At 70.7% G+C, this 26,200-nt stretch carries 24 protein-coding genes; 11 read left to right on the top strand and 13 right to left on the bottom strand.

The annotated features are described in order from the left end of the window. Window positions 1–224 precede the first annotated feature (224 nt). A complete protein-coding gene (gene serA / locus M4V62_RS13925) occupies window positions 225–1,829 on the top strand; it encodes a phosphoglycerate dehydrogenase (protein WP_249587576.1) in 1,605 nt (534 codons plus the stop codon). Window positions 1,830–1,939: 110 nt separating this feature from the next. On the opposite strand, the gene M4V62_RS13920 is transcribed toward serA, so the two are convergent. Then, the gene (locus M4V62_RS13920; protein WP_249587575.1) at window positions 1,940–3,496 is read right to left on the bottom strand and encodes an MFS transporter; all 1,557 of its coding nucleotides are present in this window, start codon (window positions 3,494–3,496) and stop codon (window positions 1,940–1,942) included. Window positions 3,497–3,592: 96 nt separating this feature from the next. Here M4V62_RS13920 and M4V62_RS13915 point away from each other — a divergent pair, with 96 nt between their 5' ends. Then, window positions 3,593–4,177: a TetR/AcrR family transcriptional regulator gene (locus tag M4V62_RS13915; RefSeq protein ID WP_249587574.1), complete on the top strand. Its 585-nt coding sequence runs from the start codon at window positions 3,593–3,595 to the stop codon at window positions 4,175–4,177. A gap of 70 nt (window positions 4,178–4,247) precedes the next feature. On the opposite strand, the gene M4V62_RS13910 is transcribed toward M4V62_RS13915, so the two are convergent. Both M4V62_RS13910 and M4V62_RS13905 read right to left on the bottom strand, forming a co-directional pair. Beyond that, on the bottom strand, window positions 4,248–4,616 hold the full coding sequence (locus M4V62_RS13910; RefSeq protein WP_249587573.1) for a hypothetical protein: 369 nt from the start codon (window positions 4,614–4,616) through the stop codon (window positions 4,248–4,250). A 117-nt stretch (window positions 4,617–4,733) separates the two neighbouring features. Continuing rightward, entirely contained in the window at window positions 4,734–5,903 is a 1,170-nt protein-coding gene (locus tag M4V62_RS13905) for a PucR family transcriptional regulator (protein ID WP_249587572.1), read from the bottom strand. 179 nt (window positions 5,904–6,082) lie between these two features. Between M4V62_RS13905 and M4V62_RS13900 the strand changes: the two genes are divergently transcribed. Both M4V62_RS13900 and pruA read left to right on the top strand, forming a co-directional pair. Further along, window positions 6,083–7,009, top strand: coding sequence for a proline dehydrogenase family protein (locus M4V62_RS13900; RefSeq protein WP_249587571.1), 927 nt, complete (start codon window positions 6,083–6,085; stop codon window positions 7,007–7,009). A gap of 41 nt (window positions 7,010–7,050) precedes the next feature. Continuing rightward, window positions 7,051–8,682, top strand: coding sequence for an L-glutamate gamma-semialdehyde dehydrogenase (pruA, locus tag M4V62_RS13895; protein ID WP_249587570.1), 1,632 nt, complete (start codon window positions 7,051–7,053; stop codon window positions 8,680–8,682). A 99-nt stretch (window positions 8,683–8,781) separates the two neighbouring features. Here pruA and M4V62_RS13890 read toward each other — a convergent pair whose 3' ends face one another. Together M4V62_RS13890 and M4V62_RS13885 are read right to left on the bottom strand one after the other, a co-directional pair. Beyond that, window positions 8,782–9,663, bottom strand: coding sequence for an alpha/beta fold hydrolase (locus M4V62_RS13890; RefSeq protein WP_249587569.1), 882 nt, complete (start codon window positions 9,661–9,663; stop codon window positions 8,782–8,784). Between the two features lie 114 nt (window positions 9,664–9,777). Next, window positions 9,778–10,143, bottom strand: a complete 366-nt coding sequence (locus tag M4V62_RS13885) for a MerR family transcriptional regulator (protein ID WP_249587568.1) — start codon at window positions 10,141–10,143, stop codon at window positions 9,778–9,780. Window positions 10,144–10,209: 66 nt separating this feature from the next. Here M4V62_RS13885 and M4V62_RS13880 point away from each other — a divergent pair, with 66 nt between their 5' ends. Beyond that, window positions 10,210–11,334, top strand: coding sequence for an alkene reductase (locus M4V62_RS13880; RefSeq protein WP_249587567.1), 1,125 nt, complete (start codon window positions 10,210–10,212; stop codon window positions 11,332–11,334). Here M4V62_RS13880 and M4V62_RS13875 read toward each other — a convergent pair. The 5 genes from M4V62_RS13875 to M4V62_RS13855 all read right to left on the bottom strand — a co-directional run bounded on the left by M4V62_RS13875 (window position 11,313) and on the right by M4V62_RS13855 (window position 15,206). Further along, a complete protein-coding gene (locus M4V62_RS13875; RefSeq protein ID WP_249587566.1) occupies window positions 11,313–12,020 on the bottom strand; it encodes a nitroreductase family protein in 708 nt (235 codons plus the stop codon). The two genes, M4V62_RS13880 and M4V62_RS13875, sit on opposite strands and share 22 nt — an antisense overlap. A 19-nt stretch (window positions 12,021–12,039) precedes the next feature. After that, window positions 12,040–13,239, bottom strand: coding sequence for a lysophospholipid acyltransferase family protein (locus M4V62_RS13870; protein WP_344646435.1), 1,200 nt, complete (start codon window positions 13,237–13,239; stop codon window positions 12,040–12,042). Between the two features lie 212 nt (window positions 13,240–13,451). Continuing rightward, window positions 13,452–14,315: a phosphatidate cytidylyltransferase gene (locus M4V62_RS13865; protein WP_249587564.1), complete on the bottom strand. Its 864-nt coding sequence runs from the start codon at window positions 14,313–14,315 to the stop codon at window positions 13,452–13,454. Then, on the bottom strand, window positions 14,312–14,470 hold the full coding sequence (locus tag M4V62_RS13860) for a hypothetical protein (RefSeq protein ID WP_249587563.1): 159 nt from the start codon (window positions 14,468–14,470) through the stop codon (window positions 14,312–14,314). The genes M4V62_RS13865 and M4V62_RS13860 overlap by 4 nt, the downstream gene beginning before the upstream one ends. Before the next feature lie 139 nt (window positions 14,471–14,609). Next, window positions 14,610–15,206: a CDP-alcohol phosphatidyltransferase family protein gene (locus M4V62_RS13855; RefSeq protein WP_249587562.1), complete on the bottom strand. Its 597-nt coding sequence runs from the start codon at window positions 15,204–15,206 to the stop codon at window positions 14,610–14,612. Between M4V62_RS13855 and M4V62_RS13850 the strand changes: the two genes are divergently transcribed. Then, window positions 15,205–15,810, top strand: coding sequence for a GNAT family N-acetyltransferase (locus M4V62_RS13850; RefSeq protein WP_425575332.1), 606 nt, complete (start codon window positions 15,205–15,207; stop codon window positions 15,808–15,810). The two genes, M4V62_RS13855 and M4V62_RS13850, sit on opposite strands and share 2 nt — an antisense overlap. A 142-nt stretch (window positions 15,811–15,952) precedes the next feature. Here the strand turns inward: M4V62_RS13850 and M4V62_RS13845 are convergent, their stop codons facing one another. Next, entirely contained in the window at window positions 15,953–16,957 is a 1,005-nt protein-coding gene (locus M4V62_RS13845) for an NADP-dependent oxidoreductase (protein ID WP_249587560.1), read from the bottom strand. A 101-nt stretch (window positions 16,958–17,058) separates the two neighbouring features. Here M4V62_RS13845 and M4V62_RS13840 point away from each other — a divergent pair, with 101 nt between their 5' ends. Continuing rightward, on the top strand, window positions 17,059–18,003 hold the full coding sequence (locus tag M4V62_RS13840) for a LysR family transcriptional regulator (protein ID WP_249587559.1): 945 nt from the start codon (window positions 17,059–17,061) through the stop codon (window positions 18,001–18,003). Between the two features lie 196 nt (window positions 18,004–18,199). After that, the gene (locus M4V62_RS13835) at window positions 18,200–18,337 is read left to right on the top strand and encodes a hypothetical protein (protein ID WP_249587558.1); all 138 of its coding nucleotides are present in this window, start codon (window positions 18,200–18,202) and stop codon (window positions 18,335–18,337) included. Between the two features lie 23 nt (window positions 18,338–18,360). Here the strand turns inward: M4V62_RS13835 and M4V62_RS13830 are convergent, their stop codons facing one another. Further along, complete coding sequence (locus tag M4V62_RS13830) at window positions 18,361–19,950, bottom strand: purple acid phosphatase family protein (protein ID WP_249587557.1); 1,590 nt, start codon at window positions 19,948–19,950, stop codon at window positions 18,361–18,363. Window positions 19,951–20,101: 151 nt separating this feature from the next. Here M4V62_RS13830 and M4V62_RS13825 point away from each other — a divergent pair, with 151 nt between their 5' ends. From M4V62_RS13825 to M4V62_RS13815, 3 genes are all read left to right on the top strand, one after another. Continuing rightward, window positions 20,102–21,142 carry a 3-isopropylmalate dehydrogenase gene (locus tag M4V62_RS13825; RefSeq protein ID WP_249587556.1) on the top strand — a complete coding sequence of 347 codons (1,041 nt, stop codon included), beginning with the start codon at window positions 20,102–20,104 and terminating at the stop codon, window positions 21,140–21,142. Between the two features lie 246 nt (window positions 21,143–21,388). Then, window positions 21,389–22,486, top strand: a complete 1,098-nt coding sequence (locus M4V62_RS13820; RefSeq protein WP_249587555.1) for a branched-chain amino acid aminotransferase — start codon at window positions 21,389–21,391, stop codon at window positions 22,484–22,486. A 1,450-nt stretch (window positions 22,487–23,936) separates the two neighbouring features. Continuing rightward, window positions 23,937–24,713, top strand: coding sequence for a class I SAM-dependent methyltransferase (locus M4V62_RS13815; protein WP_249587554.1), 777 nt, complete (start codon window positions 23,937–23,939; stop codon window positions 24,711–24,713). Here M4V62_RS13815 and M4V62_RS13810 read toward each other — a convergent pair. After that, the gene (locus M4V62_RS13810; RefSeq protein WP_249587553.1) at window positions 24,694–26,124 is read right to left on the bottom strand and encodes a cytosine permease; all 1,431 of its coding nucleotides are present in this window, start codon (window positions 26,122–26,124) and stop codon (window positions 24,694–24,696) included. The genes M4V62_RS13815 and M4V62_RS13810 overlap by 20 nt on opposite strands. Between the last annotated feature and the right edge of the window lie 76 nt (window positions 26,125–26,200).

The following is a 26,200-nucleotide window of genomic DNA, read 5'->3' as shown; positions in this document are numbered from 1 at the left end:
AATAATTCAGCCCCTCCGGCGTGCGGATTCCGCAGTTGTCCACTCGGTCCAGCCACGGACGAGTGATCCTTCCGCGGAGGCGTAAGACGGCCTCCGTCGCGCCACTACACTGCTTTCAACAAACGCGTCAGGCCCACAGCGTCGTGCGTCTTCCACGCGGCTAGCACCCTCCACCGCATGCGGCCGTCGGGACGGCCGTCCGCATTGGACTTGTGAGGACTCACGTGAGCACTGCTGCCAACGGCAAACCGGTCGTACTCATCGCTGAAGAGCTGTCGCCCGCCACTGTCGACGCCTTGGGCCCGGACTTCGAGATCCGTCAGTGCAACGGCGCGGACCGCGCCGAGCTGCTGCCCGCCATCGCCGACGTCGACGCGATTCTGGTCCGCTCCGCGACCAAGGTCGACGCCGAGGCCATCGCGGCCGCCAAGAAGCTGAAGGTCGTCGCCCGCGCGGGCGTGGGCCTGGACAACGTGGACGTGTCCGCCGCCACGAAGGCCGGCGTGATGGTGGTGAACGCACCCACGTCGAACATCGTCACCGCAGCCGAGCTCGCCTGTGGTCTGCTCATCGCCACCGCGCGCAACATCCCCCAGGGCAGCCAGGCCCTGAAGGCCGGCGAGTGGAAGCGCTCCAAGTACACGGGCGTCGAGCTGGCCGAGAAGACCCTCGGTGTCGTGGGCCTCGGCCGTATCGGCGCGCTCGTCGCACAGCGTATGAGCGCCTTCGGCATGAAGGTCGTCGCGTACGACCCGTACGTGCAGCCCGCGCGTGCCGCGCAGATGGGCGTCAAGGTCCTCACGCTCGACGAGCTGCTCGAGGTCTCCGACTTCATCACCGTGCACCTGCCCAAGACCCCCGAGACGGTCGGTCTGATCGGCGACGAGGCCCTGCACAAGGTCAAGCCGGCCGTCCGCATCGTGAACGCCGCGCGCGGCGGGATCGTCGACGAGGAGGCGCTGTACTCCGCGTTGAAGGAGGGCCGCGTCGCGGGCGCCGGTCTGGACGTGTACGCGAAGGAGCCCTGCACGGACTCCCCGCTCTTCCAGTTCGACCAGGTCGTCTGCACGCCGCACCTCGGTGCGTCGACGGACGAGGCGCAGGAGAAGGCCGGCGTCTCCGTGGCCAAGTCCGTCCGCCTCGCGCTCGCCGGTGAGCTCGTGCCGGACGCGGTGAACGTCCAGGGCGGCGTCATCGCCGAGGACGTGCGCCCCGGTCTGCCGCTCGCCGAGAAGCTCGGCCGGATCTTCACCGCGCTCGCGGGCGAGGTCGCGGCCCGGCTCGACGTCGAGGTGTACGGCGAGATCACCCAGCACGACGTGAAGGTGCTCGAACTCTCCGCGCTCAAGGGCGTGTTCGAGGACGTCGTCGACGAGACCGTGAGTTACGTGAACGCGCCTCTGTTCGCGCAGGAGCGCGGCGTCGAGGTCCGCCTCACCACGAGCTCGGAGTCCCCGGACCACCGCAACGTCGTGACGGTGCGCGGCACGCTGACCGGCGGCGAGGAGATCTCGGTCTCCGGCACGCTGGCCGGACCCAAGCACCTGCAGAAGATCGTCGCCATCGGCGCGTACGACGTGGACCTGGCGCTCGCCGAGCACATGGTCGTCCTGCGGTACGCGGACCGCCCCGGTGTCGTCGGCACCGTCGGCCGTGTCCTCGGCGAGGCGGGCATCAACATCGGCGGCATGCAGGTCGCCCGCGCCGACGTGGGCGGCGAGGCGCTCGCCGTTCTCACCGTGGACGACACGGTGCCGCAGCCGGTCCTCAACGAGCTGGCCGAGGAGATCGGTGCGGAGTCCGCTCGCGCGGTGAATCTGACCGACTAGTACCCCGCGGCTTCGGCTGCCGGTTCATCACCGGCTGCGCCGAGTTCGTCCTCGAACGCCGGACGGGCTGGATGATTCCAGCCCGTCCGGCGTTTGTTTTCCGCGGCCTCTCAGACCAAGGCCTTCTCCGGCTCCGTGGACGGCTCGGGCTCCGCCGGCGTGATCCTGCGCAGCGTCACCGCCGCCGAGGCCGCCGCGATCAGCAGCAGGACCGCCCCGGCGAGCGCGGCGAGGTGCATGCCGCTGGTGAACGCCTCCCGGGCCGCGTCGACCAGCGCGGAGGCCGCCCTGTCCGGCAGGTGCTGTGCCACCGCGAGGGCGCCGCCGAGCGTCTCGTGGGCCTCGGCAGGGGCGGTGTCCGGGATCTCGCTCCGGTAGACCGCGTTGCCGATGGAGCCGAGGAGCGCCATGCCGAGCGCGCCGCCGAACTCCTGGCCCGTCTCCAGGAGCGATGAGGCGGAGCCCGCCTTCTCCGTCGGGGCCGAGCCGAGGGCCAGGTCGGTGAGCTGCGAGCCGACGATCACGGCACCGCAGGCGAGGAGCGCGGCGGCGGTGAGGGCCGTCCACATCGAGTCCGTGCCGGTCAGGGTCATCAGGCCGTATCCGCACGCCGAGACGGCGAAGCCGGACGAGACGACGTAGGCGCGGTTCACGCCCCGCTGCACCAGGGCCGTGGCGACCGGGGCGGCGAAGCCGATCGGGACCGAGGGGAGCAGCGCCCACAGCGCGGCCTCCATGGCGCTCTTGCCGAGGACGGACTGGAGGTACTGGGTGGTGAAGTAGGCCGAACCCATCATCGCCAGCGAGCAGACGAGGTTCAGGAGGACGGCGGGGGCGAAGCCGCGGCCGCGGAACAGCGCGGGGGAGATCAGCGGGGACTCCGTGGTGCGCTGGCGGTGGACGAAGAGTGCGGCGAAGACGAGTCCGACGGCGAGCGAAGCGACGTACGCGGGTTCGAGGCCCTCGGCGGCGATCTCCTTGATGCCGTAGACGACGGGCAGTACGGCGGCCATGGACAGCGGCACGCTGAGCAGGTCGAAGCGGCCCGGCTTCGGGTCCTTGAACTCCGGGATGAGGACCGGGGCCAGGACCAGGAGCAGCGCCATCGCGGGCAGGTTGACCAGGAAGACCGAGCCCCACCAGAAGTGCTCGACGAGGACGCCGCTCATCACCGAGCCGAGCGCGATGCCGGCGACCATCACGCCCGACCAGATGCCGATCGCCTTCGCGCGCTGTCCGGCGTCGCGGAACATCGTGCGGACGAGGGCCATCGTGGACGGCATAAGGGTCGCGCCGCCGATGCCGAGGACCGCGCGGGCCGCGATGAGCAGCTCGGCGCTGTTTGCGTAGGCGGCGGTCAGGGAGGCCGCGCCGAAGGCGGCGGCACCGAACAGGAGCAGCTTGCGGCGGCCGATGCGGTCGCCGAGCGAGCCCATCGTCATCAGGAGTCCCGCGAGCACGAACGCGTAGATGTCGAAGATCCACAGCTGCTGGGTGCCGCTCGGCTCCAGGTCGGCGCTGATCGCGGGGACCGCGAAGTAGAGGACCGAGACGTCCATCGAGACCAGGAGCAGCGGCAGCATCAGGACGGCGAGAGCGGTCCACTCCTTGCGGCCTGCGCGCTCCGGGACCGCCGAATTCGCTTGGTCGTACGTCGAGTTCGTCATGGCGAGGACTGTACGGACGTCCTAAACAGTTGTCTAGTACGGCTGTATAAAACGCTGGTCTGGGACGGTCGTATGGATCGGGAGTAGGCTGCCCGCATGGGACACCGTGAGGATCTGCTCGAAGGCGCCAAGCGCTGCCTGCTGGAGAAGGGCTTCGTGCGGACGACCGCGCGCGACATCGTGAAGGAGTCCGGGACCAATCTCGCGTCCATCGGCTACCACTACGGCTCGAAGGACGCACTGCTCGTCGAGGCGTACGTCGCGCTCATCGAGCCCATGGGCGAGGGCTTCGAGGGAGCGGTCGGCGCGGCGCGAGGCGCGGAGGGCAGCGGCATCGAGCGGTTCCAGGAGACGTGGGCGAACGTCATCCGCTCGATCCCCGAGTCGCGGGCGATCTGGATGCTGAGCCTGGAAGTCGTCACGCAGGGGGAGCGGCTCGCGGAGATCCGCGAACTGCTGGCCAAGGCACAGGTGGAGGGGCGGCGCGGGCTCGCCGCGATGTTCACCGGCATCCCGGAGGCCGACCTGTCCGAGGACGTTGTGGAGACCGAGGGGCGCTTCTACACGACGCTGCTCAACGGCCTGATGGTGCAGTGGCTGTTCGACGAGGAGTCGGCGACCGGCGCCGAGCAGCTGACCGAGGGGCTGCGGCGTGTGATGGAGCGGGTGTCGGGGGACTGAAACGCCGGTGGTGCGGGCGGCATCGCGCCGCCCGCACCACCGCGGGGTCATGCTTCGGCAGGGGCCGTTGCTACCACTTGATGCAGGCCCTGGGGACGTAGCCCTTCACGTTCGTGTCGTTCGTGATGCCGTAGAGCCACTCGGTGCTCGTCTTGCCGCAGAGCGTGTACTTGTCGCCCTTGATCGACTTTCCGTCGTTGCAGACGAAGCCCTTCTTGCCCTTGTTCCACTGGCCGACGGCGGTGCCGTTCAGCTTCGCGGTCTTGCGTACCTTCACGGTCTCCTTGGCGGGGACGTTCGTGAGGCCGTTGAGGCAGCTGGGTGCCGCGGCGGCAGCGAGCGGTGCGGAGGGCGTCTGCGCCACGGCGATGCCGCCGGTGAGGGTGGTGCCGACGAGGGCTGCGGCGGCGACGGCGGGTCCCAACAACTTGAATTTCATCGGGTGTTCGGTCTCCCCTGTGGAGTGTCTGCGATCGACGTGTGTGATCAACGTGCGTGATCAAGGGGAGACGCTACCGGGCCATGGTCACGTCAACGTCCGCCTGTAGCCGTGCCCTTACAGTCGTGACGCTTTCAGGACCATGTGCAGCAGCAGCCGGTCCTCGCCGTCGTCCAGGTCGAGGCCCGTGAGCTGCTCCACGCGCGAGAGGCGGTAGTAGAGCGTCTGGCGGTGGATGCCCAACTCCGCAGCCGTGCGGCCCGCTTGGCCCGCACAGTCGAGGAAAACCTCGGCCGTGCGGGCCAGTTCGCGGTGGGCGGGGGAGAGGAGCGCGCGGGCCACCGGGTCCTGGGCGGCCTCGGCGGGCAGGGACGTGAGCAGGCGGTAGGGGCCCACGTCCGACCACTGGGCCACCGGGGCGAAGCGGGGTTCGGCGCGGGCCGCGCGGGCCGCCGTCGACGCCTCCCACCAGGCGGCGCCCAGCTCCTCCAGGCCGTGCCGGGCGCTCGCGATTCCCGCCGACGCGCCCTTCGCCGCCTCCAGGAGCCGCGTGGCCGCCGAGACCGCGGGGGTGAGCACGTCCGCCGAACGCAGCCTGACCAGGACGGCGAGGCTCTGGCCGGCCGTGCCCCAGGGCACGGTGCACAGGGCGGTGGCCCCCTGCACCGTACGGACGGACGGTGCGTCGTCCGGGTCGGCGGAGGGCCAGGGGGCCACGCACACCACCGCGTGCAGGCCTTCGCCGCGCGGGCCGAGGGCCGTGCGCAGATCGGCCACCGCCATGTCCCGCTGCCAGCCGCGCTCGGCGGTCAGGACGGCCCGGAACTCCCGGGTCAGATCGGCGCCCGCCTGCGCCTCGTCGGCGAGCAGCGCGCCGATCCGCGTGGCGACCTCCATGGCGGCGGTCAGCTGGGCGTCCGTGGGCCCCGGATCGTCGTCGAGCAGCCATACGTATCCCAGGGCGAACCCCCGATGCCGTACGGGAAGGCAGATCCGCCCGCGGTGGACGCCCGCCTCCGGGGTGGGCGGGATGCGGATCGGGGCCGTCGCGCGGGTGATGCCGAAGCTCTCGAACCAGGTGCGGACCCCGGCCGTCGAGCGGCGCGTGAGGATCGAGCGGGTGCGCACCGGGTCGAGAGCCGTCGCGTCGAAGTCCGTGTCGCCGCCGCTGTCGTGCGCGCCGAAGGCGATCAGCTCGAAATCGCGGTTCTCCAGCGTCGCGGGGGCGCCGAGCAGGGCTGAGATCTCGTCGACCAGTTCCTGGTAATCGCCTTTCACACTGTCCATTCTGACGTACTTCGCCCCCACCTTCAGACAGATGTCTGAGATCCAGGGCACGGATGCGTGACAGCTGTCGATGGCCCAGGATCGGAGGGATCCTTAAGTTTCACGGTGGTTCTCCGTGCCGTACCGGCTCGTTACGCATATCCAGGTACGGCCCCGTTCTACTCTCCGTGGAGGTGCCCGTGCTGGGTCCCGTGATCCTCGCCGCGTCGCGCAGCGACCAGATGCGCCGTTTCGTCTCGGCGGCCCCGGGCACCAAGCAGGTCGTCGACCGCTTCATCGCCGGTGAGACGGTGGACCAGGTGGTCCCGATCATCACGGAATCGGTCGACCAGGGCCTGGAGGTCACCCTCGACGTCGTCGGCGAGGACATCACCACGCCCGAGCAGGCCGCCGCCGCGCGCGACGCCTACCTGGAGCTCGTCGAGCGCCTCAAGGACCTCGGCCTCGGCACCAAGGCCGAGATGTCCGTCAAGCTCTCCAGCTTCGGCCAGGCCCTGGAGGGCGGCCACGAGCTGGCGCTCGCCAACGTCCGCCCGGTGGTCATCGCCGCCGCCCAGATCGGCACCACGGTCACCCTGGACGCCGAGGACCACACCACCCTCGACTCGATGTTCGCCATCCACGAGGAGCTGCGGAAGGACTTCCCGCAGACCGGCTGCGTCATCCAGTCCTACCTCTTCCGCACCGAGGACGACGCCCGCCGCCTGGCCGCCGCGGGCAGCCGCGTACGCATCGTGAAGGGCGCCTACAAGGAGCCCGCCGAGGTCGCGTACCAGGACAAGGCGGAGATCGACAAGGCGTACGTGCGGATCATGCGCATCCTCATGGAGGGCGCCGGGTACCCGATGATCGGGTCCCACGACCCGCGTCTGATCTCCATCGCACAGGAGCTCGGGCGCCGTGCCGGGCGCAAACTGGACGAGTACGAGTTCCAGATGCTGTACGGCATCCGCAGCGACGAGCACCTGCGGCTCGCGGCCGAGGGCCACCGGATGCGCGTCTACACCGCCTACGGCACCGACTGGTACGGATACTTCATGCGCCGCCTCGCGGAGAAGCCGGCCAACCTGCTCTTCTTCGCCCGCTCCATCCTCACCAAGGGCTGAGCTCCCTTTCCCCCGACCCCCCTTAAGGAGATACGGAACTCATGGACGCTGTGACCCAGGTCCCCGCGCCGGTCAACGAGCCGGTGCACGGCTACGCCCCCGGTTCCCCGGAGCGTGCCCGCCTCGAGACCAAGCTCAAGGAGCTCTCCGAGAACCCCATCGAGCTGCCGATGACCATCGGCGGCGTCAAGCGCCTCGGTGGCGGCGAGCCCTTCAAGGTCGTGCAGCCGCACAACCACCAGGCCGTCATCGGCAACGGCCGCGGCGCCACCTCGCAGGACGCCCAGGACGCGATCGACGCCGCCCTCGCCGCCGCCCCGGCGTGGCGCGCGATGTCCTTCGACGACCGCGCCGCGATCATCCTGCGCGCCGCCGAGCTGCTCTCCACGACGTGGCGCGAGACGCTCGCCGCGTCCACGATGCTCGGCCAGTCGAAGACCGCGCAGCAGGCCGAGATCGACACTCCCTGTGAGCTCGTCGACTTCTGGCGCTTCAACGTCAAGTACGCCCGTGACCTGCTCGCCGAGCAGCCCCCGGCGAACTCGACCGGCGTCTGGAACCGCCTGGACCACCGCCCGCTCGAGGGCTTCGTCTACGCGATCACCCCCTTCAACTTCACCGCGATCGCCGGTAACCTCCCCACCGCCCCGGCCCTCATGGGCAACGTGGTCGTGTGGAAGCCGTCCCCGACGCAGACGCACGCCGCCGTGCTGCTCATGCAGCTCCTGGAGGAGGCGGGCCTGCCCAAGGGCGTCATCAACCTGGTGACCGGTGACGGCATCGCCGTCTCCGAGGTGGCCCTGACCCACCGCGACCTGGCGGGCATCCACTTCACCGGCTCGACCCCGACCTTCCAGCACCTGTGGAAGACGGTCGGCGAGAACATCGCCAACTACCGCACGTACCCGCGCCTGGTCGGCGAGACCGGCGGCAAGGACTTCGTCGTCGCGCACCCCAGTGCCGACCGCGCCGTCCTCAAGACGGCCCTGACCCGTGGCTCCTTCGAGTTCCAGGGCCAGAAGTGCAGCGCGTCGTCGCGTGCGTACGTCCCCGCCTCGATCTGGAACTCCGGCTTCAAGGAGGAGTTCGCGGCCGAGGTCGACGGCATCAAGATGGGTGACGTCACCGATCTGTCGAACTTCATCGGCGCCGTCATCGACGAGCGTGCGTTCGCCAAGAACAAGGCGGCCATCGACCGTGCGGCGGCCGACCCGACCTGCACGATCGTCGCGGGCGGCACGTACGACGACTCGGTGGGCTACTTCGTCCGTCCGACCGTCGTCGAGTGCTCGGACCCGGCCAACGAGGTCTTCACGACCGAGTACTTCGGTCCGTTCCTGGCGATCCACGTCTACGAGGACGACAAGTACGACGAGATGCTGGCCCAGATGGAGTCGGCTTCGGACTACGCCCTGACGGGTTCGGTCATCGCGGGTGACCGCGCGGCCGCCGCCCACACGATGGAGAAGCTTCGCTACGCCGCGGGCAACTTCTACATCAACGACAAGTCGACCGGTGCCGTGGTCGGGCAGCAGCCCTTCGGTGGCGGTCGTGCCTCGGGCACGAACGACAAGGCGGGTGCGCCGCAGAATCTGCAGCGGTGGACGCTGACCCGTGCCATCAAGGAGACGCTGGTGTCGCCGACGGAGTACGGCTACCCGCACATGGGCTGACGCCCCCCGGGCGTCCGCGCCCCCCTTTGCCCCCGCCTCCGACCTGGGCCCCACCCCGGTCGGGGGCGGTGCTGTTTCCCGACGATGCCGTTAACCGGTTCAGGGCAGGCGCCGGGTCAGGAAGTCGTCGATAAGCCCGCCGATCTGCGCGGCGTGCGTCTCCAGGGCGAAGTGCCCGGCGGGCAGCAAGTGCACCTCGGCCTCCGGCAGATCACGCAGGAAGGCGAGCGCGCCCTGTGGCACGAAGATCTGGTCGTGGGCGCCCCAGGTCGCGAGCAGCGGGACCTGTGAGGTGCGGAAGTACTCCTGGAAGTCGGGGTACAGATCGATGTTGCTGCCGTAGTCGCCGATCAGAGAGAGCTGGATCTCGTCCTGGCCTTCGCGGGCCATCAGCGCGGCGTCGTGGTGCCAGGCGTCCGGGTTCAGCAGGCTCTGGTCAGGAACCCCGTGCGTGTACTGCCACTTGATGCCTTCCGGGGAGCGGATCTCCCGTACGGGCGCGGCGGTCTTCTCGTTCGGGTCGCCGATGTACGCGAAGACCGGCGCCCACGCCTCGGTGCCGAGGCCCTCCTCGTACGCGTTGCCGTTCTGCGTGACGATCGCGGTGACGCGCTCCGGGTGCGTGAGCGCGAGGCGCAGGCCGATGGGGGCGCCGTAGTCCTGGACGTAGAGCGCGAAGCGGGTCAGGCCCAGCTGCTCGGTGAACTCTGCGGTGATGTCGGCGAGTTCGGCGAAGGTGTACGTGAAGTCCCGCGCGGAAGGGGCGGCGGAGCGGCCGAAGCCGATGTGGTCCGGGGCGATGACGCGGTAGCGGTGGGCGAGGCGGGGGATGAGGTCGCGGAACATGTGGGAGCTGGTGGGGAAGCCGTGCAGCAGGAGGAGGACCGGGGCGTCGGCGGGGCCCGCGTCGCGGTAGAAGATCTCGTGCCCGCGGACGGTGGTGGAGCGGTGGTGGGTGCGGGCCTGCTGCGAGCTGCTCATCTCTAACCCCTCAAATGCGTTTTGATGGTTGCGATGGGATGAGTAGAGCACGCGCATGCCTAACTGGTCAATGCGCGTTGAAGAGTTAGAGAGGTGAGGGAAGTCGGTGGGGGTTCAGCGGCTCGCGCCCGTCGCCGCCGTGATCACTTCGTTCAGGACCTCCCGCGCCCGCAGCAGGTCCGCCACCTGGCGGTCGATCCTGGCCCGCTCCTCGGTCAGCTCGTCCACCAGCCATGGCGTCGCCGTCTCCGACGGGCCGCCGTCCTGGTCCCGCATGCACGGCAGCAGCTGCACGATCTTCGCGCTGCACAGGCCCGCCGCGAACAGCTCCTGGATGTGGACGACCCGGTCGACCGCCGCCTCCGGGTAGTCGCGGTGGCCGCCCGCCGTGCGGTCCGCGTGCAGCAGGCCCTGCTTCTCGTAGTAGCGAAGGGACCGCTCACTCACCGCGGTACGCTCCGCCAGCTCGCCGATCCTCATGTCACGCGTCCCTCCGCATCAGCGGTACTTGAATCTGACACCGGTGTCACCTTTTAACGTTCCGGCATGACGAACACCGAGCTCCTCACACCGTATTCCGCACCCACGACCCACGGCCTGCGTCTGCCCAATCGCATCGTCATGGCCCCCATGAGCCGCCACCGCGCCACCGACGACGGCACTCCACTCCCCGTCGTCGCCGACCACTACGCCCAGCGAGCCGGCGCGGGCCTCATCGTCACCGAGGGCATCTGGCCCGCGAGCGGCGGACAGAGCGACTGGCGGATTCCGGGCCTGGAGACTCCCGCCCATATCGCGGGCTGGCGCGCGGTGACCGAGGCGGTGCACGGGGCCGGCGGCAGGATCTACGCCCAGCTCATGCACGGCGGCCGCAAGGGCCACCCCCTGGCCCGGGTCGACGGTGACCTCCCCGCGGGGCCGTCCGCGGTGCTCGTCCCGGGCCGTGTCCATGTGAGTGGCGGAAGGAAGGCCGATCCGGTCGTTCCGCGTGCGATGACCCGGGACGAGATCCACACCGCCGTCCGTGATCACGTCACCGCGGCCCGCAACGCCATCGCAGCCGGCTTCGACGGGGTCGAACTCCACGGCGCCAACAGCTACTTGATCCACCAGTTCCTCGCCGACAACACCAACTTCCGCGACGACGAGTACGGTCGGGGCTCGATCGCCGACCGCATCCGCTTCGCCGTCGAGGTGACCCGTGCCGTCGCCGACGCCATCGGTGCCCACCGCCTCGGCCTGCGTCTCTCGCCCGGCAACCCCCAGTTCGGCATGGCGGAGGCCGACCCCGGCCCCGTCTACCGCGCGCTCCTCGACGAGCTCGACGGCCTGGGCCTCGCCTACCTCCACCTCACCGACAACGCCGACTACCCCGCCCTCACCGACCTGCGGCCCCACTGGCACGGCACCCTCATCGCCAACGTCGGCGAGAACGGTGACCCGACCACCCGTGAGGCGGGCGAGGCGGTCCTCGCCGAAGGCCTGGCGGACCTCGTCTCGTACGGGCGGGCCTTCATCTCCAACCCCGACCTGCCGGAGCGGTTCGCGGTGGGTGCGCCGCTCCAGGAGATCGACGCGGCGCACCTCTACACCCACGGGGCCGAGGGCTACACCGACTACCCCGCCCTCGAACGCGAGCTGGTCTCCGCTCAGACCTCCACCAGCACCTGATCCAGCGATTTCCTGACCAGATCGGGGACCTGGCAGTCCGGCGCCGGATAGCCCACGGGGATCACCGCGAACGCCTTCTCGTTCTCCGGACGGCCGAGCACCTGCGAAAGGAACCGCATCGGGCTCGGCGTGTGGATCAGCGCGGCGAGGCCCGACAGATGCAGGGCGGACAGCAGCATCCCCACGGCGATGCCGACCGACTCGTCGACGTAGTAGTGCTTGTGCTTGGTGCCGTCCTCGCCCAGCCAGTAGCGCTGCTGGAAGACGACGACGAGCGCGGGCGCGTCCGTCAGATGCGGCTTCACCTCGTCCGTGCCGAGCGGACGCAGCGCGGCGAGCCACTCCTCGCCCAGACGCCCGTCGTACGACACGCGCTCCTCGTGCTCCGCGGCCTCGCGGATGAGGCGGCGTACCTCCGGGTCCTGGACCAGGACGAACGTCCACGGCTGCTGGTGCGCGCCGGACGGCGCCGTCGCCGCGCACGCGATGGCGTCCCGCACGACCTGCGGGGGCACCGGGTCGGGCGCGAACTGCCGCACCGTGCGCCGCTCCCGCATCCGGGTGCGCAACTCGGCGGCGTGCGCGAGGGATTGGGCTTCGGACATGCGCTCGGGGCGGTACGGAACGGAGCGGTAGGGCTCGCCGTGGATGGGGGTCCAGGGTCGTTCTGCGGTCTCGTCAGCCATGCTCACGAGTGTGCCCCGGTCAGCTCCATCCCGTCACGATCAATGAGAGCCCGGTCGTGAAACCGACGCCCAGCAAGGCCAGATACAGACCGTAGAACCGCCGGAGCCGGTGCACGAGGAACCCGAAGGCACCGAAGGCGAGGCCCACCGTGAGGGTGCGGGAGCCGCGGGAGAGGGCCGAGTGGGCCAGCCAGTCCTGCGGCGCGACGTCGGCGAGGCCCGCCTCGCGTGCGTACACCTTGAAGGGGATGCCGTTCCAGGGCTGGTGGCGGACGGCTGCCGCGCCCTCGGCGGCGAGCTCGCTGCGTACCTCCGCGCGCATCCTGTCCGTGGTCAGAGGGTGCGGCAACTGCACGCCCGAAGCGGCCAGTTGAAGGGCGAGCAGGCCGCCCGCCAGGCTTCCCGCGAGCGCCGTGAGGGACAGTTTCAGGGCCCGGCGCGGCACCGCCACGCAGGCGATCGCCAGGAACAGCTCCGGCATCAGGGGCCAGCTCAGCGCCTCGGCGAACGCCCAGGCGAAGGCCGCGGCGAGGCCCCAGCGGGAGCCGATGACGGCGGCCGTTCGCCTGCGCGTTGCGGAGTCCCTGAGCGGTTCTCCCTCCGTACGCCGATGAAGCTCCGCCACCGCGTCACGCGCCGCCTGCGGTGTGGTGTCCGGGGGCAGCGGGGCCCCGATGCGGACCCTCACCAGGGTGGGGCGGAGCTTGCCGTGCTTGGGCAGGAGGCGGGCCGTGCCGTCGATGGAGACCGGCACGATGGGTACGTCCGCCTGCCGGGCGAGGATCAGAGCGCCCTTGTGGAAGGCGCCCAGTTCGCCGGCCCGCGCGCGGGTTCCTTCGGGGAAGAGGACCACGGCTCCGCCCGCGCGCAGGGCGTCCGCCCTGGACAACAGGTCGTCCATGCCGCCCCCGGTACGGCGCACGGGGAACCCCGCGGCGAGGCGGCTGCAGATCCGCTTCCGCCAGGGGGAGGCGAACCAGTAGTCGGCGGCGGCGCCTATCGCGGGCGCGTGGCGGGCGTCGAGCGCCGCGAGGAGGGCGGCGGTGTCCGCGTGGGAGGAGTGGTTCGCCACGACGACGCAGCCCCCGGGCGGGAGTTGACCGCGCCGCTCCACCCCTCCGGTGAGGGTGAGCAGGGTCCACCACAGGGCGCGGCGGAGCCGGGCCGCGCCCCGCTTCGGGCGCCGCGGATCACCGGCTGCGCCGAGTTCGTCCTCAATCGCCGGACGGGCTGGGTGTCCCGAGGGAGGCCTCACAGCGTCACCACCGTCGTCAGGAGCAGAGCGGGCAGCAGCCGAATTGATCCGGTTGAGTAGGGTCCACCGCGGTCCGCGGCGTAGACGGCCCGTGCCCTGCTTCGGGCGTCGCCGGTCACTGGCTGCGCCGAGTTCGTCCTCAGTTGCCGGACGGGCTGGGTGTCCCGAGCGAGGCCTCACAGCGTCACCACCATTGTCAGAAGCAGAGCGACCAGCAGCGAATCGATCCGGTCGAGCAGCCCGCCGAACCCCGGCAGCCAGCTCCCCGCGTCCTTCACGCCCGCCTCGCGCTTGACCATCGACTCCAGGAGGTCCCCGAGTACGCAGCCGACGAGCACCGCGGCCCACAGCACGAGGGAGAACGCGCCGACCGCGGCCAGCGCGGCGGCGGTCGCGGCCGCGGCGCCCGCCACCCCCGCCCAGGTCTTGTTGGGGGAGAGCGGCGAGAGCGGCCGGGACAGGAGCCCCCTGCGGCCGAGCGCCGTACCCCCGCACCACGCCCCCACGTCCCCGAACGCCACCGCGACGCCCACCGCCACGGCGGTGTCGCCGAGCAGCACGAGCCCGCTCAGCGAGACGGGAATCCAGAGGAGTCCGAACACCGTCCGGCTCGCCCTGGTGAAGCCCTGCGCGGCGTCCCCGGCGAAGAGGGCCACCCCGGCGGCAGCGATCAGCAGCGCACCGGCCGTCCGCAGATCAAGGGCGCCGGGCGCGGCCCAGGCGATGCCCGGCACCGCCACGGCGGACACCCCGAGCACCGCACGCTCGCCCCGCGGGAGGCCCGCCATCCGCGCGTACTCGCCCATGGCGACCACCCCGAGCCCGGCCGCGAGCGCGAACGCCCCCGCCCGGCCCAGGAAGAACGCCCCGAGGAAGAGCGGCGCGGCCAGCGCCCAGGTCCGCCACCGCTTGCGCAGCTCACCCCGCATCCGCACCCGCGAGGGCAGCGCGGCGACGGCCACTCCTCCGGCGCCGAGTACTCCGGCGACCACGGGCACGGCCCGCCCGGCGGCCTCCCCGGCGATGAACGCGGCGCTCATCGCAGGCTCCTCAGGGGAGCGGTAGCCGTGGCTGGTTCCGGCCGTGGGTGTACGAGGGGCAGCATCGCCATCGGGGCCAATCCCGCGCCGAGCACTCCGGCGACCACGGGCACGGCCCGCCCGGCGGCCTCCCCGGCGATGAACGCGGCGCTCATCGCAGGCTCCTCAGGGGAGCGGTAGCCGTGGCTGGTTCCGGCCGTGGGTGTACGAGGGGCAGCATCGCCATCGGGGCCAATCCCGCGCCGAGCACTCCGGCGACCGGGGGCATGGCCCGCCCGGCGACGAGCGCGGCGCTCATCGCCGGACCTCCGGGTGAGCGTGGCCCAACTCGCGCCACAGCCGCGCCAGTCGAAGCCCCGCCGTGAGCACCGAACCCGCGGCGACCACCACGAGCACCGGCACGACCCACCCCGAAGCCGCCGCGAGGACCACGAGGGCGCAGCGCTCCGTCTTGCCGACCGGGCCCCCGTTCAGGCGGGGCGCGCCCGCCGCAGCGCCCGCGAGCGACACCCACGAGGGCAGCGTCGCCGCGAGGCCCGCCGTCGCCACCAGCCACAGCGGGGCCAGGGTGAGGAAGCCCGCGAGCATGGCCAGATCGGCGGCGCGGTCGCCCAGTTCGTTCAGGAGCGCGCCGCGCCGGGTCGTGCGGCCCGTGTCGCGGGCCAGCGCGCCGTCGAGGTTCGCGAAGGCGAGCCGGGCGGCGAGCAGCACCGCCACGGGAAGCGCGGCGAACGGCACCGGCAGCCAAGCCAGTGCCGCCGCCGCGCCCGCCGCGCAGAGCACACCCGCCATGGTGAGGACGTCGGGCGACACCTCGCGGCGGGCGAGCGCGCCGCGTACGCCGGACAACCGGTCCGCGTACCAGGGCTTGAGAGCGTAGAGGCCGTTCATGGCACCGACTCTGCCGCCGCCCGGCCGCCGGCAAATCGGCGTGCGTACTCAGATATGGCCTGAGTACGGTGGTGGGGTGACCACGCTGCGTACGGCCCATACCCACGATCTCGACCCCACCGAACTGCGCGCCGCACGCGCCCTGATGGACGAGGCGTTCGACGGGGACTTCAGTGATCAGGACTGGGACCACGGCCTCGGCGGTGTGCACGCCCTCGTGCACGACGGCTCCGGCCTCCTCCTCGCGCACGGCTCCGTGGTGCAGCGCCGGATCCTGCACGACGGCCGTTCGCTGCGCGTCGGTTACGTCGAAGCGGTCGCCGTCCGTCCCGACCGGCAGCGGCAGGGCCTGGGCGGGCAGGTGATGGGTGTCCTGGAGCGCGTCATCGACCGTGCGTACGCGCTGGGCGCGCTCTCGGCGTCGGACGAGGGGCAGCGGCTCTACCTCGCGCGCGGCTGGCGGGAGTGGAAGGGCACGGTCGGCACCCTCGGCCCCGAGGGCGTGATCCACATGCCGGACGAGGATCCCCCGCTGCTCTGGGGCGCCGACCTGGACCCGGCGCACGAACTCCTCGTCGACTGGCGCGACGGGGACATCTTCTGAGCGGACTCTTGGGACTCGGCGCATCCGGTGCGGTACCGCGCCCCGTAAGGGGCGCGGGGAACTGCGCGACCAGCCCCCACCGGCCCGCAGCCCAGCACCGTCCTTCCCACGGAGCGCTCAGCTCCGGGCGCGCTTCTGCCGGTCAGGCATCCGCTCCCGCTGCCCGCACGATGATCTTGCCCCGGTTCTCGCCCCGCAGCATCCCCAGGAACGCGTCCACGATCCCGTCGAAGCCCTCCACCACGGTCTCGTCGAGCCCGACGCGCCCGCTCTGCAGGTGCGGCACCACGAACTCGTACAACTCCTCTTGCAGATCACGGTAGTTGCGGACATGGAAGCCCTCCATGCGCAGGCTCTTCTCCACGATGTCGGGGAGGTTGCGCAGGGTGTACGGCGCGCCGGTGCTGTTGTACTGGGCGATCGTGCCGATGCGTACGATCCGCCCGAACTCGCGCAGCGAGGAGATCGCGGCTTCGAGGGGCTCACCGCCGACGTTGTCGATGTAGACATCGATCCCGTCGGGCGCCGCCTTCGCGAGCAGTTCGGCCGTCGGGCCCGTGTGGTAGTCGAACGCCTCGTCGTAGCCGACGTGTTCCGTCAGGTACGCCGCCTTCGCCGCCGTGCCCGCGCTGCCGACGAGCCGTCCCGCGCCGATCAGCCGGGCCAGCCGCCCGGTGGCCGTGCCCACGGCTCCGGCCGCCGCGGAGACGAACACGTCCTGCCCCTCGCGGAGTTCGGCGACGCGGGTGAGGCCGACGTAGGCGGTCAGGCCGGTGCCGCCGAGGATGCTCAGGTGCGCGGAGAGCGGTACGCCGTCGAAGCGGGGGAGGGTGCGCGCCTCTTCGGGGGTGACGACGGAGTGGGTGCGCCAGCCCTGCCGGTGGAAGACGAGCTCGCCCTCGCGGAGCGCGGGGTCGCGGGATTCCACGACGCGGCCGAGCGCGCGGCCCTCCAAGGGGGCGTTCAGCGCGAACTCACCGTCCATCATTTCGCGGTGGTAGGGGTCAACCGACCAGTAGAGGTTCTCCACCAGGGCCGTGCCCGGGGCGGGTTCGGGCAGCGCGGACTCCACGAACGCGAAGTGGCCGGGGGTGGGGAAGCCGTGGGGGCGGGCGGTCTGGTGCACGGTGCGTGCGGTCTCGGTCATGGCGGTGACCGTACGGAGGAATGCGGGGGCGGGGGAGAGGGTTGCGCTCATGGAACGGCCCGGACTATGAAGAGCCCTCATAGAAGCAGGTGGGACCCCCGATGGACACAGCCGCGAAGAGCGCTCCTGGAGCCGCGTCCGCCACCCGGGCCGCCGACCTCGCGCCCCACGAACTCCGCGTCCTCGTCGCCGTCGACAGCGAGCGCGGGTTCTCGGCGGCGGCCAAGGCGCTCGGCCTCACGCAGTCCGCGGTCTCGCACTCCATACGCGGGACGGAACGCAAGGTCGGCGCGGTGCTCTTCGAGCGGGGCCGGAAGGGCGCGACGCCGACCGCGGCCGGTGCCGCCGCTGCCGCGCACGCCCGGCGCGTCCTGCGGCTCCTGGACACCCTGGCGGCCGAGGCCCGCGGCGCCGAACGGGGCACGGTCGCGGGACCGCTGCGCATCGCCGCCTTCCGCAGCGTGGCCCTGTACCTCCTTCCGCCCGTCCTGGAGCGCCTCACCGCCCGCCACCCGGGCATCGAGCCGGAGGTGCGCGTCGTGCGCGAGCTGGGCGCGGGCACCGCGGGCGAGGTGGCACAGGGGCGCGCGGACCTGGGCATCGCGACGATCGGGGCGACCTCGCCGGTGCCCGCCGGGCTCATCGGCGACGTACTGATCGAGGAGCCCTATTCGCTGGTGCACCCGGCCGGACACCCCGACCCGCGCTCCCTGCCGCTGGTGGACTGGCACGAGAACTGCGGCTCCTACACCCGGACGTGGTGGGCCGGGCAGGACTGGATCCCGAAGGCGACCGTCCTGACCGAGGACGACGGAGCAGTGCTCTCGATGGTGAGCAGGGGTCTCGGCATGGCGATCATGCCCGCGCTCTCGCTGAACGGAGCACCGGACGGAATCGAGATCACCGATCTCGGTCCGGAGCGCCCGTCACGTTCGGTGGGCTATGTCACCACCCCGGAGCAGGCCGCCACTGTCGCCGTGCGGGCCCTGATCCGCGAGCTCAGAGCGGCCGAAGGAGGGGCCGGGAGTGAAGCCCGTCTCAGATAGTAGGAAGTCCGAGTAATTGTGGAGACAGACGCTCCGTCCTCGCTTAGCTTTGTAGGAGCCGAACGTCTCGCTCGACCAAGCGAATGGCGGTCGTGAGCCGGAGCCCCGTGCAGGCAACCCCTGTGGCTCCGCCGCTCCCCGCCTCTCCGGCGTCTCGAAGTACCAGTACCCCCTTCCCTCAAGGAGTGGATTCCCCATGGCCGAGACGACCGCACGCCGAGTCCGCCACGCCTCCCGTACCAGCCGTACCAGCGATTCCGAGCGCAAGAACGCCGCAGCGGCCCTGCAGCGCGCCCTCGACCGCAGGGACAACGGCGGCGAGACGGGTCACTGACCCGCCCGCGCCACCGCCAGCCCCTACTTACCGCGCACCACCTCGAAGTGGTCCACGCGCTCACCGCTCTCGGCGAGCGCGGAGACCGTCAGCTTCGGGTTCACACCGGCCGTCACCTCCACCGCGAGGAACGAGAAGCCGGTGTACCGCACCCGTGACCACTCCACCCGGTCCGGGTCGGGAAGGCGCGACTTCGTCCAGTGGAACGACAGGATCGAGTCCCGGTCCTCGACGTGCCCCTCGAAGCTGTCCTTCACGCCCGCCGGGAAGCTGTAGAGGTCCTTGCCCGCGCCGCCCGCGGTGACGTACACGATGCCGTCGCGCGTCGGATCGGTCGACGCGCCGACCGGCACGGGCTTGCCGACCTCGCCGCCCTTGATCGCGTCGGTGCGTTCGTAGACGTGGTTGTGGCCGTTGACGACCAGGTCCACCTGGTGCTTGGTGAACAGCTCCAGCCACGCGTCGCGCACCCCGCCGTCGGATGCGTGCGTCGACGTCGAGTACATGCAGTGGTGGAAGAAGACCACCACGAAGTCGATGGAACCGTCCGCCCGCAGCTCGCCCAGGCGCTTGTCCAGCCAGGCGGTCTGCTTGCCGTCCGTGTAGCCCTTGTTGGCGGGGATCTCGTACGAGACGTCGTTCGCGTCGAGCGCGACGACGCCGACATTGCCGTACGTGAAGGAGTAGACGCCCGGCGCGTTCCTCGGGTCGAAGCCGTTCTCGGGGAGCGACCAGCGGGCGCTCTGGCCGCCGTAGCCGTTCGGCGAGTACCACGCCTCCATGTCGTGGTTGCCCGTCGTGACCATCCACGGGACCGACTTCGCCACCGACTCCGTCTGCGCGAGGAAGGTGTCCCACACCCGCGCGTCGTACGTGTCGGACTCCTTGCCGTGCCCGGTGCTGTCCGCGTAGCAGATGTCGCCCGCGTGCAGGTGGAAGGACGGGTTCTGGCCCAGGATCAACTGGTCGTTGGCGAGCGCGTCGTAGCTCACGCCCTGGTCGCCGAAGGCCGTGAAGACGAACTTCTCCGGTGTCGCGGGCGCCGTGCGGAAGGAGCCGATCGTCGCCATCCGCTCGGGTGACGCCGGGTCGAAGCCCTCGTGGCCGACGCCGTAGTAGTACGTCGTGCCGGGCTTGAGGCCGTCGAGCGCCGCGTGCAGGTAGTACTGCTCGACCGCGGGCAGCTTCTTCGACAGGGAGGGAGTGCGCAGGTCGCGCACCTCCGCCTCGATCTTCCGGCTCAGCTCCCAGGGCTTGAGACCCACCCGCAGGTAAGGGGACTTGACCGCGAACGGCACCTGCCAGGAGACCCGCATCTGCGTCTTCGGGTCGGCCCCGAAGGCCAGATGCCGGGCGAAGGGCGCCACCAGTCTGCCGTCGACCTTCACGGGCGCGGACGGCGCGGCGAGCGGGCTCGACGCCGACGCGCCCTCACCGTGGGCGTTGCCCGAGCTGCCGGCGAGCAGGCCGATCCCGCCGACCGTGCCCGCGGTGGCGAACGAACTGGCCAGGACCTTGCGGCGGGAGAGCTTCCTGCGCAGGTACTCGTGCTGCTCCGGCATGCTCATCCCGGCCGCGAGCCGCTCCGGTATGCCGACATTCGGGGTGTCCATGGAAGGAGAACTTCCCAGTGGGTGCCAACTCCCACCAGGCCTGCGGGTGAAGAGGGAGTGGCCATGTGGTGGCGCGGCCGTGGCGTGACCAGGGGTGTCCGCATGCCGGACTGCGAGTGTCATCCCGTGGGACGGAGCGTAGGGTGCCCGTATGTCTCGCAGCATCAATCTCGCAGTGATCCCCGGTGATGGAATCGGCCAGGAAGTCGTGGCCCAGGGGCTCAAGGTCCTCAATGCCGTCCTCCCGCAGGATGTGAAGCTGGAGACCAAGGAGTTCGACTTCGGCGCCAAGCGCTACCACGCGACCGGTGAGACCCTCACCGACGCCGACGTCGAGGCCCTCAAGCAGTACGACGCGATCCTCCTCGGCGCGATCGGCGACCCCTCGGTCCCGTCCGGCGTCCTGGAGCGCGGCTTCCTGCTGAAGCTCCGCTTCCTCTTCGACCACCACGTCAACCTGCGGCCGTCGAAGCTCCTTCCGGGTGTCGCCACTCCGCTCGCGGGGCAGCCGGAGATCGACTTCATCGTCGTACGCGAAGGGACCGAGGGCCCGTACACGGGCAACGGCGGCTCGATCCGCACCGGCACCCCGCACGAGGTCGCCACCGAGGTCTCCGTCAACACCGCCTTCGGTGTGGAGCGCGTGGTCCGTGACGCCTTCGCCCGCGCCCAGGCCCGCCCGCGCAAGAAGCTGACGCTGGTCCACAAGAACAACGTCCTCGCGTACGCCGGTCACCTCTGGACGAACGTCTTCAACGAGGTGGCGAAGGACTTCCCCGACGTCACCACCGACTACATCCACGTGGACGCGGCGACGATCTACCTCGTCACCGACCCGGGCCGCTTCGACGTGATCGTCACCGACAACCTCTTCGGCGACATCATCACCGACCTCGCCGCGGCCGTCTCCGGCGGCATCGGCGTCGCGGCCTCCGGCAACATCAACCCGAGCCGCGAGTTCCCGTCGATGTTCGAGCCCGTGCACGGCTCGGCGCCGGACATCGCGGGCCAGGGCAAGGCCGACCCGTCGGCCACCGTTCTGTCCGTCGCACTGCTCCTGCGTCACCTCGGTTACGAGGACGAGGCGGCGCGCATCGAGACCGCCGTCTCCGCGGACCTCTCGGAGCGCGGCGACTCGGTCCGCACCACCGAGCAGATCGGCGACGCGCTCGCCGTACGAGTAGCGGGCTGACCCGGTAGCTCGTCCTTACGACACAGAAGCCGCCGGGTCTGGTTCACGGACCCGGCGGCTTCTCGTATGCGGCTCCGGGTGCCACCATCGACCCCTGGGCCGCATTCACGCTGTTTCTTCCTCGGCGCCCCGCGAGCGATAATCGAACGTGGGGCCGCGGAATGCAGGGATGCTCGGACGTCCTAGTACACGATGTACAGGCGTGAGCGCGGTCCGTCACCATCACACCGTGAAGGACTAGTACTCATGACGACGACGCCGACACCCACGATCGAGCTCAAGCCCACCGCGAACCCGCTGTCCACGGCGGAGCGCGAGGCGATCCTGGCCAACCCCGGGTTCGGTCGCCACTTCACCGATCACATGGTGACGATCAAGTGGACGGAGGGCCGCGGCTGGCACGACGGTCAGCTCGTGCCGTACGGCCCGCTCTCCCTCGACCCGGCGACCAACGTCCTGCACTACGCGCAGGAGATCTTCGAGGGCCTGAAGGCCTACCGCCAGCCCGACGGCACGGTGGCCTCCTTCCGCCCCGAGGCCAACGCGGAGCGCTTCCAGCGGTCGGCGCGGCGGCTCGCGATGCCGGAGCTGCCGGTCGAGACGTTCATCGAGGCGTGCGACGCGCTGGTGAAGCAGGACAAGGCGTGGGTGCCGGCGCACGGTGGCGAGGAGTCGCTGTACCTGCGTCCGTTCATGATCGCGAGCGAGGTCGGGCTCGGTGTGAAGCCGGCCAACGAGTACCTGTTCATCGTGATCGCGTCCCCCGCGGGCGCGTACTTCCCCGGTGGGGTCAAGCCCGTCTCGATCTGGCTGTCGGAGGACCGCGTGCGGGCGGTCCCGGGCGGCGTGGGCGACGCCAAGACCGGCGGCAACTACGCGGCGTCCCTGCTGGCGCAGGCCGAGGCCGCGGAGAAGGGCTGCGACCAGGTCGCGTACCTGGACGCCGTGGAGCACAAGTGGGTCGAGGAGCTCGGCGGGATGAACCTGTACTTCGTGTACGGGGACAAGATCGTGACGCCGACGTTGACGGGCTCGCTGCTGGCCGGGATCACCCGGGACTCGCTGCTCACGGTCGCCCGTGACCTCGGCTACACGTCGGAGGAGTCGCGTGTCTCGATCGACCAGTGGCAGGCGGACACGTCCGAGGGCACGCTGACGGAGGTCTTCGCGTGCGGTACCGCCGCGGTGATCACTCCGGTGGGTACGGTCAAGTGCCGCTCGGGTGAGTGGACGCAGAGCGGGGGGCAGCCGGGCCCGGTGACGATGAAGCTGCGGGAAGCGCTGCTGGATGTGCAGCGGGGGACTGCGAAGGACCGGCACGGCTGGATGCATGACCTCGGCTGAGGGCTTAGCGGTACGTCGTGAGGCCGGGCCCGGGGGGTTCCCCCGGGCCCGGCCTTTGTGGTGTCCGGGGGAGGGCGGTGCCTGGTGCGGTTCGGGTGCGGTGCGTCTGTGGGGGCGGGGCCGCGCCGGTATGTCCGTCCTCGCTATCGTCCGGTGGCCGTGGGGTTGCTTCGCTGCTGGAGCGCAGGGAACCGTGCTCCGGGCAGACATACCGGCACGTCCCCTCACGAGCACTGCCGACTGCGGGTGCGTGGGTCCCGGGCTCCCATGGCTGGGGGGCACGCCACGTCCTGCCGATGTCGCCGGGGCCCACCCCGGTTGTACGTTTCCCGCCTACCCGCACCGTGTAGTTCACCCACCCACCTGGGTGCGGGCCTACTCCGGTTGTACGTCTCCGGCCCATCCCCACCGTGTTGTTCACCCGCCTACCTGGGTGCGGGCCCACTCCGGTTGTACGTTTCTCGCCTACCCGCACCGTGTAGTTCACCCACCCACCTGGGTGCGGGCCTACTCCGGTTGTACGTCTCCGGCCCATCCCCACCGTGTTGTTCACCCGCCTACCTGGGTGCGGGCCCACTCCGGTTGTGCGTTTCTCGCCTACCCGCACTGTGTAGTTCATCCACCCACCTGGGTGCGGGCCTACTCCGGTTGTACGTCTCCGGCCCATCCCCACCGTGTTGTTCACCCGCCTACCTGGGTGCGGGCCCACTCCGGTTGTGCGTTTCTCGCCTACCCGCACTGTGTAGTTCATCCACCCACCTGGGTGCGGGCCTACTCCGGTTGTACGTCTCCGGCCCATCCCCACCGTGTTGTTCACCCGCCTACCTGGGTGCGGGCCCACTCCGGTTGTGCGTTTCTCGCCTACCCTCGCCGTGTAGTTCATCCACCCACCTGGGTGCGGGCCTACTCCGGTTGTACGTCTCCGGCCCATCCCCACCGTGTTGTTCACCCGCCTACCTGGGTGCGGGCCCACTCCGGTTGTGCGTTTCTCGCCTACCCTCGCCGTGTAGTTCATCCACCCACCTGGGTGCGGGCCTACTCCGGTTGTACGTCTCCGGCCCATCCCCACCGTGTTGTTCACCCGCCTACCTGGGTGCGGGCCCACTCCGGTTGTACGTTTCTCGCCTACCCTCGCCGTGTAGTTCATCCACCCACCTGGGTGCGGGCCTACTCCGGTTGTACGTCTCCGGCCCACCTCCACCGTGTAGTTCACCCGCCCGCCCCTCCACCGTGTAGTTCACCCGCCCGCCCCTCTGCGGTGCGCTCCCCGCCCGCCCCTCTGCGGTGCGCTTCCCGCCCACCCCGTCCGTGCCGTTCCCGCCACCCTCGCCGCGGGAAATCTCCCGCCCACCCCTGGCACCGCGGGGCAATCGGGTGGGTGGGTGGGAGAGCTTGTTCGGTGCGGGGTGATCGGGTGGGAAAGGGGTGTTCGGTGCGGGACAGTGGGGGGATGTTGCGTGGGATTTTTGATGGGGATGCCGAGTTGTATGACCGGGTTCGGCCGCGGTATCCCTCCGGGTTGATCGATGCACTGGTCCAGCAGGCGCAGCTGAGCCCCCGCAGCAGGGTGCTGGAAGTGGCCCCGGGTACGGGGCAGTTGACCGTGCCGCTGGCCCGGGTCGGCGGTGTTCTCACTGCCGTGGAGCTGGGGCCCGCCCTCGCCGCCGTGGCGCGGCGCAACCTCGCCCCCTATCCCCGGGCCCACGTCGAGGTGGCCGAATTCGAGGCGTGGCCTCTGCCCCCGGAGCCGTATGACCTCGTCGTGTGCGCCACCGCCTTTCACTGGCTGGACCCTGATGTGCGGGTGCCCAAGATGAGGGCGGCGCTGCGGGGTGGTGGGACGTTAGCCGTTGTCACCACTGAGCATGTCGCCGGGGGGAGTTCGGACTTCTGGGTGGAGGTCCAGGGGTGTTATGAGCGGTGGGATCCCGACGCCACCGAGCCCGGCCTGCGGCTGCCCGAGGAGAGCACCGTCCGGACCGATGTCGGTGAGATCGAGCGGGCGCACGGCCTCGGCCCCGTCACCGTGCGGCGCTTCGCGCGGGACATCACCTACACCGCCGATCAGTACATCGACGTGCTCCGCACCTACTCCGGGCACCGCGCCCTCGATCACGACACCCGTGCCGGACTGTTGAGGTGTGTGCGGGAGTTGATCGACGGCACGTACGGCGGCTTCGTCGTCAAGCGGTATCTGCATGAGTTGATCACGGCGTCGGCGCGCTGACCGCCGGGGCCTCCTCCGGCGCCGGCTCGGTAGCCTTCCCCCGCTCCAGGACCACGTACGCAAGGCCGCCCACCACGCCCGACAGCAGGAAGCTGCAGTCCACCCCGCCGGTGAGCGAGAGCAGCGGGCCCTCGTAGGAGGGGAGTGAGACCGCGGCCAGGCCGACCGCCGCGCCCAGCGCCCAGCTCACCGTCGCCGGGATGTTCCAGCCCGAGCGGTACCAGTAGATCCCGCCCCTGGAGCGGCGGTTGAAGACCTGGAGTGCCTCCGCGTCGTACACGCCCCCGCAGCGTGCGAAGCCGATCAGGGTGATCACCGCCCATGGTGTGCCGATCGCCGTGAGGAGCAGGACGAAGGACGTCATCGCGTCCTGCGCCTCCCATGCGTAATGGCCCACGAACACGCACCCCGTGGCCACCACCGCCACCGTGTACGTCGCCCGCGCCCGCGAGGCCCGCGGCAGGATCGCGTCCAGGTCGAGGCCCATCGAGTACAGCATCAGGCCCGCGTTGCCGACCGAGCCCGCGGAGGCGGCCAGCAGGAGCGGGATCAAGTACCAGGTGGGGGATGCGGACACCAGCGGGCCCGCGTAGTCGAGCGCCGCGCCCGCCGCGTACGCCGTGAACGTACCGAAGAGCTGGGGGACCAGGAGCCCGGCCAGCAGGCCGGCCCACGACGCCCGCAGCACCGTGCGCGAGCTGTGACGCGTGGGGGAGACGTAGCGCGTGTAGTCGCCCAGGAGCGTGATGAACGCGATCGGGCCGCTCAGGCCCGCAGCCACCAGGGCGAGCAGCCACGTCGGCCAGAAGGAGCCGAGGAGGTAGCCGCCCGCGTCGGGAAGGGCCGACGTCGTGAAGTCGGGGGCGTAGGCCACCGCCCCGAGGATCAGGAGCGCCGTCATGCCGACGGCGAGGACGCGGGACAGCTTCAGCAGGACCCGGTAGCCGTAGACCGCGCCCGTCACCGTGGCGGCGGCCAGGAGCGCGTACACGATCCCGTAGGACAGGCCGCCCGCCGGGAGCCCGATCAGGCGGTGCAGGACGCCCACCATGACGTCGCCGCCGATCCAGATGGTCAGCGCGGTGTAGCCGAGGGAGAGGAGGAGGCCGACGATCGAGCCGACCAGACGGCCCCGTACGCCGAACTGAGCTCCGGAGGAGGTGGAGAGGTTCGTGCCCGTCCGGAGTGAGACCAGGGCGAGGGGGGCTGTGAGGGCCGTGCCGATCACCGTGCCCGCCACCACGGAGGTGACCGACGCCCACCAGCCGAGGCCGAACGACACCGGCAGCCAGCCGAAGACGATCACCCCGAGACAGAGGTTGGAGCCGAGCAGGATCGAGATGAGATCGCGGGGGCCGCTGGTGCGTTCCCCGTCCGGGATGGTGTCGACTCCGCGCTGTTCTATCGGCATGAGGGTGCCCCTGACGCTCGATCGTGGCGGCCTGCGCACACAGGCCGCCGTTCGACTGTTTGAGTGCCGCTCAATG

Source organism: Streptomyces durmitorensis, from assembly GCF_023498005.1.
In the GTDB taxonomy this organism is placed as follows: domain Bacteria; phylum Actinomycetota; class Actinomycetes; order Streptomycetales; family Streptomycetaceae; genus Streptomyces; species Streptomyces durmitorensis.
Note: the sequence above shows the minus strand (reverse complement) of the source record. Positions and strands in the feature narration are given on the sequence as shown.

Coding starts and splice junctions, on each gene's coding strand:
- M4V62_RS13920 (WP_249587575.1), bottom strand. CDS start 3,496: ATGACGAACTCGACGTACGACCAAGCGAATTCGGCGGTCCCGGAGCGC.
- M4V62_RS13915 (WP_249587574.1), top strand. CDS start 3,593: ATGGGACACCGTGAGGATCTGCTCGAAGGCGCCAAGCGCTGCCTGCTG.
- M4V62_RS13910 (WP_249587573.1), bottom strand. CDS start 4,616: ATGAAATTCAAGTTGTTGGGACCCGCCGTCGCCGCCGCAGCCCTCGTC.
- M4V62_RS13905 (WP_249587572.1), bottom strand. CDS start 5,903: ATGGACAGTGTGAAAGGCGATTACCAGGAACTGGTCGACGAGATCTCA.
- pruA (WP_249587570.1), top strand. CDS start 7,051: ATGGACGCTGTGACCCAGGTCCCCGCGCCGGTCAACGAGCCGGTGCAC.
- M4V62_RS13890 (WP_249587569.1), bottom strand. CDS start 9,663: ATGAGCAGCTCGCAGCAGGCCCGCACCCACCACCGCTCCACCACCGTC.
- M4V62_RS13885 (WP_249587568.1), bottom strand. CDS start 10,143: ATGAGGATCGGCGAGCTGGCGGAGCGTACCGCGGTGAGTGAGCGGTCC.
- M4V62_RS13880 (WP_249587567.1), top strand. CDS start 10,210: ATGACGAACACCGAGCTCCTCACACCGTATTCCGCACCCACGACCCAC.
- M4V62_RS13875 (WP_249587566.1), bottom strand. CDS start 12,020: ATGGCTGACGAGACCGCAGAACGACCCTGGACCCCCATCCACGGCGAG.
- M4V62_RS13865 (WP_249587564.1), bottom strand. CDS start 14,315: ATGAGCGCCGCGTTCATCGCCGGGGAGGCCGCCGGGCGGGCCGTGCCC.
- M4V62_RS13860 (WP_249587563.1), bottom strand. CDS start 14,470: ATGAGCGCCGCGTTCATCGCCGGGGAGGCCGCCGGGCGGGCCGTGCCC.
- M4V62_RS13850 (WP_425575332.1), top strand. CDS start 15,205: ATGGCACCGACTCTGCCGCCGCCCGGCCGCCGGCAAATCGGCGTGCGT.
- M4V62_RS13855 (WP_249587562.1), bottom strand. CDS start 15,206: ATGAACGGCCTCTACGCTCTCAAGCCCTGGTACGCGGACCGGTTGTCC.
- M4V62_RS13845 (WP_249587560.1), bottom strand. CDS start 16,957: ATGACCGAGACCGCACGCACCGTGCACCAGACCGCCCGCCCCCACGGC.
- M4V62_RS13840 (WP_249587559.1), top strand. CDS start 17,059: ATGGACACAGCCGCGAAGAGCGCTCCTGGAGCCGCGTCCGCCACCCGG.
- M4V62_RS13835 (WP_249587558.1), top strand. CDS start 18,200: ATGGCCGAGACGACCGCACGCCGAGTCCGCCACGCCTCCCGTACCAGC.
- M4V62_RS13830 (WP_249587557.1), bottom strand. CDS start 19,950: ATGGACACCCCGAATGTCGGCATACCGGAGCGGCTCGCGGCCGGGATG.
- M4V62_RS13825 (WP_249587556.1), top strand. CDS start 20,102: ATGTCTCGCAGCATCAATCTCGCAGTGATCCCCGGTGATGGAATCGGC.
- M4V62_RS13820 (WP_249587555.1), top strand. CDS start 21,389: ATGACGACGACGCCGACACCCACGATCGAGCTCAAGCCCACCGCGAAC.
- M4V62_RS13815 (WP_249587554.1), top strand. CDS start 23,937: ATGTTGCGTGGGATTTTTGATGGGGATGCCGAGTTGTATGACCGGGTT.
- M4V62_RS13810 (WP_249587553.1), bottom strand. CDS start 26,124: ATGCCGATAGAACAGCGCGGAGTCGACACCATCCCGGACGGGGAACGC.